The sequence below is a fragment of the Lactococcus formosensis genome, from assembly GCF_037892375.1.
GTDB lineage: Bacteria > Bacillota > Bacilli > Lactobacillales > Streptococcaceae > Lactococcus > Lactococcus formosensis.
Genome location: NZ_CP141721.1, coordinates 545,153 through 560,312, shown reverse-complemented (window position 1 = coordinate 560,312; position 15,160 = coordinate 545,153). Strand labels below are relative to the sequence as shown.

Below are 15,160 nucleotides of genomic sequence, written 5' to 3'. Positions count from 1 at the left end.
TTTATTTAAAAGATAAACTTATATCTGTGTGTAAGATTTTTATTGAGATGCCTTCTCGGCGTCTTGCTAAAATTGATAAAACTTGTCAACTTTAGTAAGATGTCGAGAAGATGTCTATATAAATCATCCGCCAACCTGGCCCTAGTAGCCAGCGTGGTATCAAATTTAAAGGAGAACTCAAAAACATGAGTCGTAGTCTTAAGAAGGGGCCTTTCGCTGACGAGCATTTGATGAAAAAAGTCGAAGCTCAAGAAAACGCCGAAAAGAAATCAGTGATCAAAACTTGGTCACGTCGTTCTACAATCTACCCTAACTTTGTAGGACTTACAATTGCTGTTTACGATGGTCGCAAACACGTTCCCGTTTATGTTCAAGAAGATATGGTTGGACACAAATTAGGTGAATTTGCACCAACTCGTACATACCGTGGTCACGCTGCTGACGACAAGAAAACTAGACGTTAATAGGAGGAGAACAAAATGGCAGAAATCACTTCAGCTAAAGCAACTGCAAAAACAGTTCGCGTTTCACCTCGTAAAACTCGTCTTGTTACAGACTTGATTCGTGGTAAACGTGTTGCGGATGCAATCGCAATCTTGAAATTCACACCGACTAAAGGTGCTGCAGAAGTTCTTAAAGTAATGAACTCAGCTATCGCTAATGCAGAAAACAACTTTGGTCTTGAAAAAGCTAACTTGGTAGTTAGCGAAACTTTCGTCAACGAAGGACCAACAATGAAACGTTTCCGTCCACGTGCGAAAGGTTCAGCTTCACCAATCAACAAACGTACTAGCCACATTACAGTAGTAGTGGCTGAGAAAGAATAAGGAGGTAAAATCGTGGGTCAAAAAATTCATCCAATTGGTATGCGTGTTGGCGTTATTCGCGACTGGGATGCCAAATGGTATGCTGAGAAAGAATATGCGGATTACCTTCACGAAGATTTGGCAATTCGCCAACTCGTTCAAACAAAACTTGCTGATGCTTCAGTTTCACTTATTGAAACAGAACGTGCTGTAAACAAAGTTATCGTTACTTTGCACACTGCAAAACCAGGTATGGTTATCGGTAAATCTGGTGCTAACGTTGATGCACTCCGTGCAGACCTCAACAAACTCACTGGTAAACAAGTTCACATCAACATCGTTGAGATCAAACGTCCTGACTTGGATGCTCACTTAGTTGGTGAAGGAATTGCTAAACAACTTGAAGCACGTATCGCTTTCCGTCGTGCTCAAAAACAAGCTATCCAACGTGCTATGCGTGCAGGAGCTAAAGGTATCAAAACTCAAGTATCTGGTCGTTTGAACGGTGCGGACATCGCCCGTGCAGAAGGATACTCTGAAGGTACAGTTCCACTCCACACATTGCGTGCGGATATCGACTATGCTTGGGAAGAAGCAGACACTACTTACGGTAAACTCGGTGTTAAAGTTTGGATCTACCGTGGTGAAGTTCTCCCAACTAAAAAATCTGTGAAAGGAGAAAATTAATCCATGTTAGTACCAAAACGTGTAAAACACCGTCGTGAATTCCGCGGTAAAATGCGTGGCGAAGCTAAAGGCGGTAAAGAAATCGCATTCGGTGAATTTGGTCTTCAAGCGACTACTTCTCACTGGATCACTAACCGTCAAATCGAAGCAGCCCGTATTGCTATGACTCGTTACATGAAACGTAACGGTCAAGTTTGGATTAAAATCTTCCCTCATAAATCTTACACAGCCAAAGCTATTGGTGTGCGTATGGGTTCAGGGAAAGGTGCTCCTGAAGGTTGGGTATCACCAGTTAAACGTGGTAAAATCATGTTTGAAATTGCTGGTGTAAGTGAAGAAGTAGCACGTGAAGCTTTGCGTCTTGCATCTCACAAACTTCCAGTCAAGACTAAATTTGTAAAACGAGGTGACGCAGAATGAAATTGAACGAAACAAAATCACTTCTCAAGGATCTCCGCGCTTTGTCAATCGACGAATTGGCTACACGCGAAGCTGAATTGAAAAAAGAATTGTTTGAACTTCGTTTCCAAGCTGCAGCTGGTCGTCTCGAAAACACAGCGAAACTTGACGAAGTGAAGAAAACAATTGCACGTGTTAAAACTGTGCAACGCGAATTGACTAAATAGATCGGGAGAAATACATAAATGGAACGTAATCAACGTAAAGTTTATCAAGGCCGCGTGGTTTCAGACAAAATGGATAAAACTATCACAGTTGTCGTAGAAACTAAACGTAACCACCCAGTCTATGGTAAACGCATTAACTACTCTAAAAAATACAAAGCTCATGACGAAAACAATACTGCCAAAACTGGTGATATCGTACGTATCATGGAAACTCGTCCTCTTTCAAAAGACAAACGTTTCCGCTTGATCGAAATCGTTGAAGAAGCTGTAATTATCTAAGCTAACTAGGAGGAAAAAAGCATGATTCAAACAGAAAGCCGTTTGAAAGTTGCAGATAACTCTGGTGCCAAAGAAATCTTGACTATCCGTGTACTCGGTGGTTCAAGCCGTAAATTCGCTGGTATTGGTGATGTTATCGTAGCTACAGTAAAATCAGCTGCCCCTGGTGGAGCTGTTAAAAAAGGTGAAGTTGTTAAAGCTGTTATCGTTCGTACTAAATCTGGTGCTAAACGTCCTGATGGATCTTACATCAAATTTGACGAAAACGCAGCAGTTATTATCCGTGACGATAAAACACCTAAAGGAACACGTATCTTTGGCCCAGTAGCTCGTGAACTTCGCGAAGCTGGTTACATGAAGATTGTTTCTTTGGCACCTGAGGTTCTCTAATATTTAGAGGATGTCGAAATAGCGGGAGAGTATCCCGCTATTGATGTCAAAATCAACAAAAGGAATTTTATTCCACATTTATAAATCCACTTCTATCATAGATAGAAATAGTCCCCTACATGTAGGGTGCCCAGAGGGCGTAAGAAAGGAATATCAAATGTTTGTAAAAACTGGAGATACTGTAAAAGTTATCGCAGGTAAAGACCGCGGTACAACAGGTAAAGTAATCAAAGCTTTGCCAAAAATGAACAAAGTCATCGTTGAAGGTGTTGCTATCATGAAGAAACACCAAAAACCAGACGCTGTTAATCCAAACGGCGCTATCCTTGAAATCGAAGCACCTATCCACGTTTCTAACGTACAAGTGCTCGACAAAAACGGTGTAGCTGGTCGTGTTGGTTATAAAGAAGTTGACGGCAAAAAAGTTCGTTTCAACAAAAAATCAGGCGAAGTCCTAGACTAAGACGGGAAGGAGAAAGAATATGACTAATCGTTTAAAAGAAAAATACTCTAACGAAGTAGTACCAGCATTGACTGAAAAATTCGGTTACACTTCAATCATGGCAGTGCCAAAAGTTGAAAAAATCGTGCTTAACATGGGTGTTGGGGATGCAGTAAGCAACTCTAAAAACCTTGACAAAGCCGTTGCTGAATTGGCTTTGATCTCTGGTCAAAAACCGTTGATTACTAAAGCTAAAAAATCAATCGCGGCTTTCCGTCTTCGTGAAGGTCAAGCTATCGGTGCGAAAGTAACTCTTCGTGGCGAACGCATGTACGAATTTTTGGATAAACTCGTAACTGTTTCTCTTCCACGTGTACGTGACTTCCACGGTGTATCAAACAAAGCGTTTGATGGACGCGGAAACTACACACTTGGTGTGAAAGAACAATTGATCTTCCCAGAAATCTCATACGATGATGTTGATAAAGTACGTGGTTTGGATGTTGTTATCGTAACAACTGCGAACACTGACGAAGAATCACATGAATTGCTTGCTAAACTTGGCATGCCGTTTGCTAAATAATAGGATAGGAGAATAACTAATGGCTAAGAAATCTATGGTTGTTAAAAACCAACGCCCTGCAAAATTCTCAACGCAAGCCTACACTCGTTGCGAACGCTGCGGACGCCCACATTCAGTTTACCGCAAATTTAAACTTTGCCGTATCTGTCTTCGTGAGTTGGCTTACAAAGGTCAACTTCCAGGCGTTAAGAAAGCATCTTGGTAATTTGAAATTGATATAAAAAGGGCATGTCAGAAGTTTAGCTTATTGCCCATGCAATCTCCACGGGGGATTGTGGTTCTAACATATAAAAATACTTTCTCAAATGAGAAAGTTTTTTTGTTTTATAAAAGAGGTTTTGTTACGATATTATTTCTTTATGAAATTAAAATGAGATATACTTAAATATAAGGAATAACAAATTGAGCATGAATTAAAACTGGAGACTTTGTGATGACCATCTACGACATCTTTTTCTTATTAGGCGGTTTGGGCCTTTTTTTATACGGTATGAGCTTGATGAGTGATGGTTTAAGCTTGATTGCCGGATCTCAATTAAAAAAAATATTGCAACGTCTAACACGGAATAAATGGTTTGGCGCTCTTTTAGGTTTTATTATAACAGCTATCATTCAAAGTTCGACAGCAACAACGGTCATGGTTTTAGGATTTATTGATTCTTCATTAATGAATCTGAGTCAAGCTACAGGAATCATTATGGGGGCCAATGCTGGCACAACCTTAACGGGCATTTTATTTACATTTAATATTCAAGACATTGTTCCCTTTGTTATCTTTATCGGCACGATTGCTACGCTGTTTATGAAGCGCAAAGCTTTCAATCATATGGGGATGATTTTGCTAGGGTTTGGGCTCTTATTTTTAGGGCTAAATTTGATGAGTGTCTCTATGGTACCTTTAAGAGAAGCTCCTCTCATGGCAGAACTCTTTACTCATACGCAAATGCCCCTCGTGGGTTTATTGGTTGGTTTTGCTGTTACCGCTTTGATCCAAAGTTCAACTGCTTCAGTAGGTATTTTATTGGCGATGGTTACTGCGGGGATTGTAGTAGATTTGCATCAAGCTATATTTATCCTATATGGTTTTAATGTGGGGACTGTTGTGACGACTCTCCTAGCTTCACTCCGTGGAAATAAAACAGCCAAGCGAGCTGCAATGGTGCACGTATGGTTCAATATTATTGGAGCGCTTATTTTCACTGTTTTGACTGTTTTGCCTTTTGGGTTTGTGAGTCTTATTCAGAATACTTCCGAGAATATTGCGCTACAGCTGGTTTATGCACATATTGTTTTTAATGTTGCAACACTTTTTATTTTGCTGCCGCTCTCGAGATTTATTATTGCTCTAGCTGAAAAGAGTATTAAAAATACACCAGATGGTACAGCACAGCTCAAACTAAAATTTATTGACCGAAGGTTACTCCATACACCTGAAATTGAAGTCGAGCATATTCTTAAAGAAATTCAAAGAACATTTGAACTTGTACAGGAGGATTTTGTCGAAGGGACGAATGCTCAAAGTGTGAAAAAAGACAACACAATCCTTACGAACGAAACTTTGATTAACTACTTAGTTCAGGAAATAAACCGTACACTTGTCAATCTTAATACAGTTGATTTAAAAGACAGTTATGCTATTTCTGTCGGAAGAGCGTATAAAATAATAAATTATCTGGCTCAGATTGAAGCATGTACAAAAGACATCGCACTGACTCTAAAAGATTATGATTATTCCGAGGAGGAAGTCGACAAGGAAAAAAATGAATTGGCTATTAAGATGGTCATGGAGGCCATCGTACCATTAATAGAAAGAATGCTCAATCGAGTTTTTATGTTCTTTAAAGATAAAAAATATCAGGAAGAAGAAACAATACTTTATGAAATTGAAAAGTTAGAACGAGAAATTTTTAATCTTACTCAAGTCAATAGAGATTTACTACGAGCAGACTTTGAAGATATTCGAATTCTTAATAATTTACGAAAAGTAAGTACGGATATCCTTCATATCGCAGAAGTATTGGATTATAAAGTGTAATAAAAGGAATTTATTCCTTTTTTTTTATAAAAAAAAGCAGTATGGAAGTACTGCTCTAAAATCAAGTTTTTAACAGATTGAAAAGAGAATTGTAATTGTTTTTTATCATAAATTTTTTAGGGTAAAGGGTCTTTTCTAAGGACCAGAAAACTTTTCAAGGTGTCTTTAACATGATTGAGTGATTAACTACGCTTTCAGTATACTACAAAGCCAGAAATAGGTAAAATGAATCTTTTTTATAGTTGTGATTATGTATATTAATTAATAACCGAAACTTTTGATTATATTTATTAATGTTTGAGATTAAATAGATTTATTTTACAAATTAAAAAGAAAACTCTACAATGTTTATAGAAAAAACACAGACATAATAAAGGAGAAAAAATGATTACTATCTACTATCGCAACTCTTGTTTATCCAGTAGAAAGGCGATAAACTGGCTGAATGCCCACCATATTCCTTACCGAAAATGTACGATAGATTGTGTGAGCTGTGAAGACTTGTCGTATATGCTTAGATTAACCGAAAACGGAATTGATGACATCGTGAAGTCTACGAAACGCTGCACCGAGGATTTGCACTGGAAGATTCTCCAGCTCCAACAGATGCATTTCAATGAAGCAATTGTTTATCTTAGTAAAAACGTCGAGATGTTACAGACACCTCTGATTGTTGATCACAATAAATTTTTAGTGGGCTATCATTCCGAAAATATTCGACAGTTTGCCCCACGCTATTATCGAATGAGCAGTATTTTTCTGCACCAGTATAAACGCCAAATTTAATTAAATAAATTAATATCTATTATTAAATTAATTCATTTTACAAATGTTTAATTATGGCTTAATATAGAGATAGAGAAATAATACAGAAGGAAGTGTAAATATGCAAGTAACAAATAGAAAAGTAGTCGTTGTCGGAACAGGATTTGTCGGAACAAGCATTGCTTACTCGATGATTAACCAAGGGATTGTCAATGACCTTGTGCTGATCGATGTAAATCAGGAAAAGGCTGAGGGTGAAGCTTTAGACCTTCTTGATGGAATTGCTTGGGGTCAAGAAAATGTAAATGTCAAATCTGGTGGCTATGAAGAATGCAAAGATGCAAATGTGGTTGTCATTACAGCAGGAATTAATCAAAAACCAGGGCAAACACGTTTAGAACTTGTAGATACAAATGCGAAAATCATGAAATCTATTGTGAAGGAGGTAATGAAGTCTGGTTTTGATGGTGTCTTTGTTATTGCATCTAATCCTGTAGATGTCCTGACTTACTGTGCTTGGAAAGCCTCAGGTCTACCAGCTTCAAGGGTTGTCGGAACAGGAACAACCTTAGATACGACACGTTTTCGTAAAGAACTCGCGACAAAACTTGAGATGGATCCTCGGAGCATCCACGGTTATATCATTGGTGAACATGGGGATTCAGAAGTTGCGGTATGGTCACATACGACGGTTGGTGGTAAACCAATTCTTGAGTTTATCGTGCAAAACAACCGCTTAGAAGTTGCCGATTTACAAACTTTATCAGACAAGGTTAAAAATGCAGCTTATGAAATTATTGACCGTAAAAAGGCGACTTATTACGGTATCGGAATGAGTACAGCTAGAATAGTAAAAGCTATTCTTAATAATGAACAAGCAGTTCTTCCTGTTTCATCATACTTAGAAGGCCAATATGGAGAAGAAGGCATCTTCACTGGTGTGCCGTCTGTTGTAAACCAAACCGGTGTAAGAGAAATTATCGAATTAAACATTGATGCATACGAACGTAAAGCTTTTAAAAACTCCGTTAAACTGTTGCGTGAAGTGATTCAGTCACTAGAAAGTCAAGAATGAATCTGATTATAGGAAAGAATGGTTTATTAGGACGGGAACTTTGTTTACGGTTTGATGCACAAAGAATTCCTTATCTGGCTACGGGATCACACGAGCTAGATATTACCGATAAAGTTGCAGTCGATGCGTATTTTTCTCGTCATAAACCACAAATTATTTATCTTTGTGCAGGCTATACTGCGGTCGAAAAAGCAGAACAAGAAGAGCGACATTTAGCCGAGCAGGTCAATGCTGTTGGTACCGAAAATATCGCGCAAGCCGCCGAGCAGGTGGGGGCATTGTTACTCTATGTTTCCACTGATTATGTCTTCAGCGGCGACTTAGCGCTTGGGAAAGAATGGGAAGTAGACGATCTTCCACAACCGCAAACCCACTATGGCTATACAAAACTATTGGGAGAAAATGCTGTGCGGAGCAACACTACCGAGCATTATATCATCCGTACAAGCTGGCTTTTTGGATGTTACGGTAATAATTTTGTCTCCACTATGAAAAATAAAGCCAAGAATAAAGATGATCAAGTAATTATGGTGGTCGATGATCAATTTGGTTGTCCAACTTGGACCAGAACTTTAGCTGATTTTATGATTTACTTGGTGCAGCATAAACCGGAATATGGCATCTACCATCTGTCTAACGCAAAAGCTGAAACTGAAAATCTTTCTTGGTTTGATTTTGCAAAATATATCTTACACAAAGATGAGGTCAAGCTTTTACCCATTGCTTCAGTAGAGCTTGCATCAAATATAAAACGACCTTATAATTCCGCATTGAGTTTAAAGAAAACAGAAGCTATTGGTTTTTCAGTGCCAACCTGGCAAGAAGCTTTAAATACTATGCAGAGGTTAGAAAATGGAGAATAGATGATGGAAATTCTTATTATTTGTATCTTATTAAGTTTCCTTGTCTTTAAAATATTTTCTTTTTCCAAAACCTCGGTTCTTCAGGAAAAAACGGAAGAGAGAGAAGAATAACTCTTTAGTCGAGATATCTTTATTAATGAGAAAACACAGCGTATATTTTAGAAGCTGTGTTTTTTATCTTTCAAAAATTAAATGGAGGAAGAAACACCCGAGCCTATTGACACGAGAGAAATAATTTGATAAACTATATAAGTTCGGTCTTTTTAAAAAGACCTCATTAATTTGAAAGTGGGATTGAACAAACCCAAACTACAAATAAGGAGAAATTACATTATGGTAATGACAGACCCAATTGCAGACTTCCTCACACGTATCCGTAACGGAAACATGCGTCGTTTCGAAGTTGTTGAAGCACCTGCTTCAAAAATCAAACGTGAAATCGCAGAAATCCTCAAAGCTGAAGGTTATGTGAAAGACGTTGAGTACGTTGAAGATAACAAACAAGGTGTTATCCGTGTATTCTTGAAATACGGAAAAAACAACGAAAAAGTTATCACTAACTTGAAACGTATCTCTAAACCAGGTCTCCGTGTTTACGTTAAATCTGACGAAGTACCACGCGTACTTAATGGACTTGGTACAGCAATCATCTCAACTTCTGAAGGCGTTGTAACTGACAAAGCTGCACGTTCTAAGAACATCGGTGGTGAAGTTCTTGCTTACATCTGGTAATCTTTTACCCGTAAGCTGAAAGTATTATAATTGTGAAAACAGGTAGTAGTAATACTCTTGATAATTTAACAGAAAAGGTAAAAAAACATGTCACGTATTGGTAATAAAGTCGTTGTTTTGCCAGCTGGTGTAACAGTTGAACAAAATGGCACAACAGTAACAGTTAAAGGCCCTAAAGGCGAATTGACTCGTACATTTGCAGAAGCTATCACAATGGAAATCAATGGTTCTGAAGTAACATTCAAACGTCCGGATGATTCTAAAGAAATGAAAACTATCCACGGAACAACTCGTGCAAACTTCAACAACATGGTTGTTGGTGTTAGCGAAGGTTTCCGTAAAGAACTCGAAATGATCGGGGTTGGTTACCGTGCACAACTTCAAGGTTCAAAACTTGTATTGGCTGTTGGTAAATCTTACCCAGACGAAATCGAAGCTCCAGCAGGAATCACTTTCGAAGTTCCAGATGCTACACACATCAACGTTTCAGGTTCAGATAAAGAAGTAGTTGGTCAAACAGCTGCTTACATCCGTAGCCGTCGTTTACCAGAACCTTATAAAGGTAAAGGTATTCGTTACGTTGGCGAATTCGTACGTCGTAAAGAAGGTAAAACTGGTAAATAATCTCTTTGAGATTATGATCCGTCATTTGGTGAATGTAAGTTTGCCAAAATTCTGTACAAACAGAAACTTCCCGCTTGCATTTTTTGCAAGAAAATCGATGGCAAAAACTATCGAAATATAAAATATTTAAAGAGGTAGAATTGTGATTTCTAAACCAGATAAAAACAAACTCCGTCAAAAACGCCACATTCGCGTTCGCGGAAAAATCTCAGGTACTGCTGAGACTCCACGTTTGAACGTTTTCCGTTCAAACACAAACATTTATGCACAAGTTATTGATGACGAAGCAGCTGTAACACTTGCATCTGCATCATCACTCAAATTGACTGGTACTAAAACAGAACAAGCTGCTGAAGTTGGTAAACTTGTTGCTGAAGCTGCTAAAGCTAAAGGCATCGAAGCAGTTGTATTTGACCGCGGTGGTTATCTCTATCACGGACGTATCCAAGCACTTGCAGAAGCTGCACGTGAAGCTGGATTGAAATTCTAAGGAAAGGGGTAATCATTAAAATGGCTAGAAACGAAGAAGTTAAAGAATTCGAAGAACGCGTTGTTGGTATTAACCGCGTTACTAAAGTTGTTAAAGGTGGACGTCGTCTCCGCTTTGCTGCACTTGTTGTAGTTGGTTACCGTAACGGTCGCGTAGGTTTCGGTACTGGTAAAGCTCAAGAAGTTCCAGAAGCAATCCGTAAAGCTATCGAAGCAGCTAAGAAAAACATCGTGACAGTTCCTATGGTAGGAACTACTGTACCTCACGAAGTACTTGGTGTATTCGGCGGTGGTAAAATCCTTATCAAACCAGCTGTAGAAGGTTCTGGAGTTGCCGCAGGTGGTGCCGTTCGTGCCGTCCTCGAACTCGCAGGTGTTGCTGACGTAACATCTAAATCATTAGGTTCAAACACAGCTATCAACGTTGTTCGTGCAACAGTTGAAGGTTTGCAACAATTGAAACGCGCTGAAGAAGTTGCGGAACTCCGCGGCAAATCAGTAAGCGATTTGGCATAAGGAGGATATCATGGCTCAAATCAAAATTACATTGGTAAAATCACCAATCGGCCGTATCCCTGCACAACGTAAAACTGTTGTTGCACTTGGCCTTGGTAAACTTGGTTCATCAGTTGTGAAAGAAGACAATGCAGCGCTTCGCGGCATGGCTAATTCAATTTCACACTTGGTAACAATTGAAGAAGTTAAATAATAATTAAAAAAAGTTCAGATTATCTGGACTTTTTTTCTGAGGAAATTGTAAAAATTTTCAAGATGTCGAATAAAATAAGTAAAAATGTACATTAAATTTTAAGGTATAATTGTTTTTAAATGTGAAAGGAAGAGAAGAATGAACAAACGAATTTTTGCACTTGCGACAGTAGCACTTGCATCAGTAATTGTACTTGCAGGTTGCGGAGGACGCAATACAGAAAGATCGCAAGGAAAAACAGACCTTAATGCAGCCCTCGTTTTAGGTAACGATGGGGTTGATGATCGCTCATTTAACCAATCAGCTTGGGAAGGTCTTCAAGCTTGGGGGAAAGATAACGGGCTTTCAAAAGGAAAAGGAATTAACTACTTCCAATCTAACTCTCCAGCTGAATTCACTTCAAACTTTAATTCGGCCGTTTCAGGTGGTTATGATCTTGTGTTTAGTATTGGTTTTGTCTTACAAGAAGCAACTTCTCAAGCCGCACAAAATAATCCTGATACAAAATTTGCTGTTATTGATTCTGTAATCGAAGGTAAAGACAATGTTGTCTCTGCAACTTTTGCAGATCAACAGTCAGCTTACCTTGCGGGTGTTGCAGCAGCAAAAACAAGTAAAACAAACCATGTTGGTTTCATCGGTGGGATCAAGTCAGACGTGCTTGCTGCTTTTGAAACAGGATTTACAGCGGGTGCCAAATCAGTATCTCCAGACATTAAAGTTGATGTACAATATGCTCAATCTTTCACAGATGCAGGTAAAGGTAAAACAATGGCTTCTGCAATGTATGCAAGTGGTGCAGACGTTATTTATCAAGCAGCAGGTAGCGTTGGAACAGGCTTGTTTACAGAAGCTAAGAATTTAAATGAAACAAGAAAAGAAGAAGACAAAGTCTGGGTTATTGGTGTTGACCAAGACCAAGAATACCTAGGTGGTTATACATCAAAAGACGGTAAAAAATCAAACTTTGTTCTTGTTTCAACAGTCAAAGAAGTGGGAAATGCAGTTAAAGACATTGCTAATAGAACAGAAAAAGGAAAATTCCCTGGTGGCGAAAAACTCAAGTATGATCTTTCTAACGGTGGTGTAACACTTGCTCGAGATAATGCTTCAGATGAAGCTTGGAAAGCAGTTGAAGCAGCAAAAGCTGATATTGTTTCAGGAAAAATTGAAGTTCCAGCAAAATAAAATAAAAAAAGGGTATGAAAGATATACTCTTTTTTCTATCTCTGTCTCTCAAAAGAAAGCTATGGAATGATTTGCTTTTTCAGAGTAAATTTAGTAAAATGGAAAAGGTTTAAAAGCCCAAAATTCGAAAAAAGTACAGGCGAGTTGAACTCCATCCTTCCTTAGAGTGGAGCGAGGCGGCAGCATTGTACAAAATAAGGAGAAAACATGAAACTTCATGAAATGAAAGCTGCTGAAGGCAGCCGTAAAGTTCGCAACCGTGTAGGTCGTGGTACTTCATCTGGTAACGGTAAAACATCTGGTCGTGGACAAAAAGGTCAAAAATCACGTTCAGGTGGTGGCGTACGTCCTGGTTTTGAAGGTGGACAAACAGAATTGTTCCGTCGTCTTCCAAAACGCGGATTTACTAACGTAAACCGTAAAGAATACGCAATCGTAAACCTTGACACTTTGAACCGTCTTGGCGATGGTGCTGAAGTTACAGCTGAAACTCTTGTAGCTGCTAAAATCATCAAAGATGTTAAATCTGGTATCAAAGTTCTTGCTAACGGCGAATTGACAGTGAAAAACCTTAAGGTTAATGTTGCTAAAGCATCTTCTGCTGCGAAAGCTGCTATTGAAGCTGCTGGTGGTTCTGTAGAACTTCTTGAAGCAAAATAATTCAATTGGCGGTTGATTTTCAACCGCTTATTTTATAGGGTTAATTTTTAAGAAAGTTTAGAGGGAAATTATGTTTTTCAAAACTCTAAAGGAAGCTTTCAAAATAAAAGATGTAAGAGCACGGATTATCTTCACCATCTTTATTCTGTTTGTCTTTCGATTAGGTGCGCATATCACAGTACCGGGGATCAATGTTGAAAACTTGAATGCCCTGAGTGATTTACCATTCTTGAACATGATGAACTTGGTGTCTGGTAATGCCATGCAAAACTACTCATTATTTGCTATGGGGGTATCACCTTACATCACAGCATCAATTATCGTTCAACTTTTACAAATGGATATTTTGCCGAAGTTTGTAGAGTGGTCAAAACAAGGGGAAATAGGACGTCGTAAGCTTAATCAAGCCACACGTTATATTACTTTAGTTTTGGCTATGGCTCAATCTATTGGTATTACCGCAGGTTTCCAAGCTATGAGCACGGCAAATATTGTACAAAATCCTAACTGGCAAACTTATTTGATGATTGGGGTCATTTTGACAACAGGATCAATGGTTGTGACATGGATGGGTGAACAAATCAATGAAAAAGGATTTGGTTCTGGTATTTCTGTTATCATCTTTGCGGGTATCGTTTCGGGTATACCAAGTGCCATTCATGAAGTTTATACGGAATGGTTTGTAAATGTTCGCCCGAGTCAAATTCCAATGTCATGGGTAATGGTCGGTATCTTGGTTGTTGCTTCAGCATTGATTATTTACTTTACAACATTTGTACAACAAGCAGAGCGTAAAGTTCCTATTCAATACACAAAGTTAACACAAGGTGCACCTACAAGTTCATACTTGCCACTTCGTGTCAACCCAGCAGGTGTTATTCCGGTAATCTTTGCAGGTTCTATCACAACAGCTCCAGCAACAATTTTGCAGTTCTTGCAGCGTGCTCAAGGTAACAATGTGGGTTGGTTAAACAGTTTACAAGAAGCTCTTTCTTATAACACATGGACAGGGATGCTGCTTTATGGCTTATTGATTGTTCTCTTTACTTTCTTTTACTCTTTTGTACAAGTTAATCCAGAAAAGATGGCAGAAAATCTACAAAAGCAAGGTTCATATATCCCTTCAGTTCGTCCAGGTAAAGGAACGGAGAAATATGTTTCAAGTTTACTTATCCGTTTAGCAACAGTTGGAGCTTTATTCCTTGGTTTTATCTCGATTTTACCAATCGTTGCTCAAAACATTTGGGGCTTACCAAAAATAGTTGCACTTGGAGGGACTTCCCTTCTGATCTTGATTCAGGTGGCTATTCAAGCAGTTAAACAGCTTGAAGGTTATCTTTACAAGAAAAACTACAAAGGATTTATGGATAATCCGATTGAAGGCTAAAAAAATCTTGCTTCGGCAAGGTTTTTCTTTATTTATCGTAAGAAATGCGGTAAAATATTAAGGTATAATTTATATTATGTTGTCTGTAAACTCATAAGCAAGAGTTGCAGCATCTATAGTAAAACTTGTAAGAAGAAAACGGGAGAAAACAATGAACTTGTTAATCATGGGCTTGCCAGGCGCAGGTAAAGGTACACAGGCAGAATTTATCGTCAAAAATTACGGTGTAAATCACATCTCTACAGGAGATATGTTCCGTGCAGCGATGAAAAATGAAACAGAGATGGGCAAACTTGCTAAATCTTATATCGACAAAGGCGCTTTGGTTCCAGATGAAGTAACAAACGGTATCGTCAAAGAACGTTTGGCACAGGATGACATTAAAGCTTCAGGTTTCTTGCTTGATGGATACCCACGTACCTTTGACCAAGCAGAAGCTTTGGACAAAATGTTGGTAGAACTTGGCATTAAACTTGATGCTGTCATCAATATTGAAGTAAATCCAGATATCTTGGTCGAACGTTTAAGCGGACGTTATATCTGTCGCACATGTGGTGCAACATATCACAAACTCTTCAAACCTACAAAAGTTGAAGGCACATGTGATGTATGTGGTGGACATGATCTTTATCAACGTGCCGATGATGTTCCAGAAACAGTTAAAAATCGCCTAGAAGTAAATATCAAAGAATCAGCGCCAATCTTGAAACACTATACAGAACTTGGTTTAGTTAAATCTGTTGATGGTGGACAAGAAATGGAAAAAGTAACAGAAGACATTAAGGCTGTACTTGGCTAAAAATAAAAAACCTAAGCATTA

23 protein-coding genes are annotated in these 15,160 nt (G+C 38.5%); all 23 read left to right on the top strand.

The features are described 5' to 3' along the window. Window positions 1-185: 185 nt before the first annotated feature. The 23 genes from rpsS to VNN39_RS02620 all read left to right on the top strand — a co-directional run bounded on the left by rpsS (window position 186) and on the right by VNN39_RS02620 (window position 15,139). The gene (gene rpsS / locus VNN39_RS02730; protein ID WP_003133742.1) at window positions 186-464 is read left to right on the top strand and encodes a 30S ribosomal protein S19; all 279 of its coding nucleotides are present in this window, start codon (window positions 186-188) and stop codon (window positions 462-464) included. Between the two features lie 15 nt (window positions 465-479). Beyond that, a complete protein-coding gene (gene rplV / locus VNN39_RS02725; RefSeq protein WP_003133743.1) occupies window positions 480-827 on the top strand; it encodes a 50S ribosomal protein L22 in 348 nt (115 codons plus the stop codon). A gap of 12 nt (window positions 828-839) precedes the next feature. After that, window positions 840-1,493: a 30S ribosomal protein S3 gene (gene rpsC, locus VNN39_RS02720; protein WP_003133744.1), complete on the top strand. Its 654-nt coding sequence runs from the start codon at window positions 840-842 to the stop codon at window positions 1,491-1,493. 3 nt (window positions 1,494-1,496) lie between these two features. After that, window positions 1,497-1,913: a 50S ribosomal protein L16 gene (gene rplP, locus VNN39_RS02715; protein WP_003133745.1), complete on the top strand. Its 417-nt coding sequence runs from the start codon at window positions 1,497-1,499 to the stop codon at window positions 1,911-1,913. Next, on the top strand, window positions 1,910-2,119 hold the full coding sequence (gene rpmC / locus VNN39_RS02710; RefSeq protein ID WP_003133747.1) for a 50S ribosomal protein L29: 210 nt from the start codon (window positions 1,910-1,912) through the stop codon (window positions 2,117-2,119). Before rplP ends, rpmC begins: the two co-directional genes overlap by 4 nt. A gap of 18 nt (window positions 2,120-2,137) precedes the next feature. Further along, window positions 2,138-2,398: a 30S ribosomal protein S17 gene (rpsQ, locus tag VNN39_RS02705; protein WP_003133748.1), complete on the top strand. Its 261-nt coding sequence runs from the start codon at window positions 2,138-2,140 to the stop codon at window positions 2,396-2,398. A gap of 21 nt (window positions 2,399-2,419) precedes the next feature. Beyond that, complete coding sequence (rplN, locus tag VNN39_RS02700) at window positions 2,420-2,788, top strand: 50S ribosomal protein L14 (RefSeq protein WP_003133749.1); 369 nt, start codon at window positions 2,420-2,422, stop codon at window positions 2,786-2,788. A 157-nt stretch (window positions 2,789-2,945) separates the two neighbouring features. Then, a complete protein-coding gene (rplX, locus tag VNN39_RS02695; RefSeq protein ID WP_003133750.1) occupies window positions 2,946-3,251 on the top strand; it encodes a 50S ribosomal protein L24 in 306 nt (101 codons plus the stop codon). A gap of 19 nt (window positions 3,252-3,270) precedes the next feature. Next, entirely contained in the window at window positions 3,271-3,813 is a 543-nt protein-coding gene (gene rplE, locus VNN39_RS02690) for a 50S ribosomal protein L5 (RefSeq protein WP_003133751.1), read from the top strand. A 19-nt stretch (window positions 3,814-3,832) separates the two neighbouring features. Further along, a complete protein-coding gene (locus VNN39_RS02685; protein WP_003129946.1) occupies window positions 3,833-4,018 on the top strand; it encodes a type Z 30S ribosomal protein S14 in 186 nt (61 codons plus the stop codon). Window positions 4,019-4,246: 228 nt separating this feature from the next. Beyond that, entirely contained in the window at window positions 4,247-5,848 is a 1,602-nt protein-coding gene (locus VNN39_RS02680) for a Na/Pi symporter (protein ID WP_338997820.1), read from the top strand. Between the two features lie 384 nt (window positions 5,849-6,232). Continuing rightward, the gene (locus VNN39_RS02675) at window positions 6,233-6,634 is read left to right on the top strand and encodes an ArsC/Spx/MgsR family protein (protein WP_096368786.1); all 402 of its coding nucleotides are present in this window, start codon (window positions 6,233-6,235) and stop codon (window positions 6,632-6,634) included. 100 nt (window positions 6,635-6,734) lie between these two features. Then, window positions 6,735-7,688, top strand: a complete 954-nt coding sequence (locus tag VNN39_RS02670) for an L-lactate dehydrogenase (protein WP_338997819.1) — start codon at window positions 6,735-6,737, stop codon at window positions 7,686-7,688. Further along, a complete protein-coding gene (gene rfbD, locus VNN39_RS02665; protein ID WP_338997818.1) occupies window positions 7,685-8,551 on the top strand; it encodes a dTDP-4-dehydrorhamnose reductase in 867 nt (288 codons plus the stop codon). The genes VNN39_RS02670 and rfbD overlap by 4 nt, the downstream gene beginning before the upstream one ends. 333 nt (window positions 8,552-8,884) lie before the next feature. Continuing rightward, window positions 8,885-9,283 (top strand): 30S ribosomal protein S8, encoded by a 399-nt coding sequence (gene rpsH, locus VNN39_RS02660; RefSeq protein WP_003133755.1) that lies wholly within the window; start codon window positions 8,885-8,887, stop codon window positions 9,281-9,283. An 87-nt stretch (window positions 9,284-9,370) separates the two neighbouring features. Continuing rightward, on the top strand, window positions 9,371-9,907 hold the full coding sequence (gene rplF / locus VNN39_RS02655; protein ID WP_338997817.1) for a 50S ribosomal protein L6: 537 nt from the start codon (window positions 9,371-9,373) through the stop codon (window positions 9,905-9,907). A gap of 142 nt (window positions 9,908-10,049) precedes the next feature. Then, window positions 10,050-10,397 carry a 50S ribosomal protein L18 gene (gene rplR, locus VNN39_RS02650; RefSeq protein ID WP_003133759.1) on the top strand — a complete coding sequence of 116 codons (348 nt, stop codon included), beginning with the start codon at window positions 10,050-10,052 and terminating at the stop codon, window positions 10,395-10,397. Window positions 10,398-10,417: 20 nt separating this feature from the next. Then, on the top strand, window positions 10,418-10,912 hold the full coding sequence (gene rpsE, locus VNN39_RS02645) for a 30S ribosomal protein S5 (RefSeq protein ID WP_339007205.1): 495 nt from the start codon (window positions 10,418-10,420) through the stop codon (window positions 10,910-10,912). A gap of 10 nt (window positions 10,913-10,922) precedes the next feature. Further along, window positions 10,923-11,105, top strand: a complete 183-nt coding sequence (rpmD, locus tag VNN39_RS02640) for a 50S ribosomal protein L30 (RefSeq protein ID WP_003134512.1) — start codon at window positions 10,923-10,925, stop codon at window positions 11,103-11,105. Window positions 11,106-11,243: 138 nt separating this feature from the next. Continuing rightward, window positions 11,244-12,293, top strand: a complete 1,050-nt coding sequence (locus VNN39_RS02635; RefSeq protein ID WP_017368762.1) for a BMP family lipoprotein — start codon at window positions 11,244-11,246, stop codon at window positions 12,291-12,293. A gap of 207 nt (window positions 12,294-12,500) precedes the next feature. After that, window positions 12,501-12,953, top strand: a complete 453-nt coding sequence (gene rplO / locus VNN39_RS02630) for a 50S ribosomal protein L15 (protein ID WP_003133763.1) — start codon at window positions 12,501-12,503, stop codon at window positions 12,951-12,953. Between the two features lie 70 nt (window positions 12,954-13,023). Then, complete coding sequence (gene secY / locus VNN39_RS02625) at window positions 13,024-14,340, top strand: preprotein translocase subunit SecY (protein ID WP_017368763.1); 1,317 nt, start codon at window positions 13,024-13,026, stop codon at window positions 14,338-14,340. Window positions 14,341-14,491: 151 nt separating this feature from the next. Further along, a complete protein-coding gene (locus VNN39_RS02620) occupies window positions 14,492-15,139 on the top strand; it encodes an adenylate kinase (RefSeq protein ID WP_017368764.1) in 648 nt (215 codons plus the stop codon). Window positions 15,140-15,160: the final 21 nt, after the last annotated feature.

What these genes read in the sequence shown, in the direction of transcription:
- VNN39_RS02620 (WP_017368764.1), top strand. Translation starts at nt 14,492, where the DNA reads ATGAACTTGTTAATCATGGGCTTGCCAGGCGCAGGTAAAGGTACACAG.
- rplE (WP_003133751.1), top strand. Translation starts at nt 3,271, where the DNA reads ATGACTAATCGTTTAAAAGAAAAATACTCTAACGAAGTAGTACCAGCA.
- rpsS (WP_003133742.1), top strand. Translation starts at nt 186, where the DNA reads ATGAGTCGTAGTCTTAAGAAGGGGCCTTTCGCTGACGAGCATTTGATG.
- rplF (WP_338997817.1), top strand. Translation starts at nt 9,371, where the DNA reads ATGTCACGTATTGGTAATAAAGTCGTTGTTTTGCCAGCTGGTGTAACA.
- rplO (WP_003133763.1), top strand. Translation starts at nt 12,501, where the DNA reads ATGAAACTTCATGAAATGAAAGCTGCTGAAGGCAGCCGTAAAGTTCGC.
- rpsE (WP_339007205.1), top strand. Translation starts at nt 10,418, where the DNA reads ATGGCTAGAAACGAAGAAGTTAAAGAATTCGAAGAACGCGTTGTTGGT.
- VNN39_RS02685 (WP_003129946.1), top strand. Translation starts at nt 3,833, where the DNA reads ATGGCTAAGAAATCTATGGTTGTTAAAAACCAACGCCCTGCAAAATTC.
- VNN39_RS02680 (WP_338997820.1), top strand. Translation starts at nt 4,247, where the DNA reads ATGACCATCTACGACATCTTTTTCTTATTAGGCGGTTTGGGCCTTTTT.
- VNN39_RS02675 (WP_096368786.1), top strand. Translation starts at nt 6,233, where the DNA reads ATGATTACTATCTACTATCGCAACTCTTGTTTATCCAGTAGAAAGGCG.
- rfbD (WP_338997818.1), top strand. Translation starts at nt 7,685, where the DNA reads ATGAATCTGATTATAGGAAAGAATGGTTTATTAGGACGGGAACTTTGT.
- VNN39_RS02670 (WP_338997819.1), top strand. Translation starts at nt 6,735, where the DNA reads ATGCAAGTAACAAATAGAAAAGTAGTCGTTGTCGGAACAGGATTTGTC.
- VNN39_RS02635 (WP_017368762.1), top strand. Translation starts at nt 11,244, where the DNA reads ATGAACAAACGAATTTTTGCACTTGCGACAGTAGCACTTGCATCAGTA.
- rplN (WP_003133749.1), top strand. Translation starts at nt 2,420, where the DNA reads ATGATTCAAACAGAAAGCCGTTTGAAAGTTGCAGATAACTCTGGTGCC.
- rplP (WP_003133745.1), top strand. Translation starts at nt 1,497, where the DNA reads ATGTTAGTACCAAAACGTGTAAAACACCGTCGTGAATTCCGCGGTAAA.
- rpsQ (WP_003133748.1), top strand. Translation starts at nt 2,138, where the DNA reads ATGGAACGTAATCAACGTAAAGTTTATCAAGGCCGCGTGGTTTCAGAC.
- rpmD (WP_003134512.1), top strand. Translation starts at nt 10,923, where the DNA reads ATGGCTCAAATCAAAATTACATTGGTAAAATCACCAATCGGCCGTATC.
- rplX (WP_003133750.1), top strand. Translation starts at nt 2,946, where the DNA reads ATGTTTGTAAAAACTGGAGATACTGTAAAAGTTATCGCAGGTAAAGAC.
- secY (WP_017368763.1), top strand. Translation starts at nt 13,024, where the DNA reads ATGTTTTTCAAAACTCTAAAGGAAGCTTTCAAAATAAAAGATGTAAGA.
- rpsH (WP_003133755.1), top strand. Translation starts at nt 8,885, where the DNA reads ATGGTAATGACAGACCCAATTGCAGACTTCCTCACACGTATCCGTAAC.
- rplV (WP_003133743.1), top strand. Translation starts at nt 480, where the DNA reads ATGGCAGAAATCACTTCAGCTAAAGCAACTGCAAAAACAGTTCGCGTT.
- rpmC (WP_003133747.1), top strand. Translation starts at nt 1,910, where the DNA reads ATGAAATTGAACGAAACAAAATCACTTCTCAAGGATCTCCGCGCTTTG.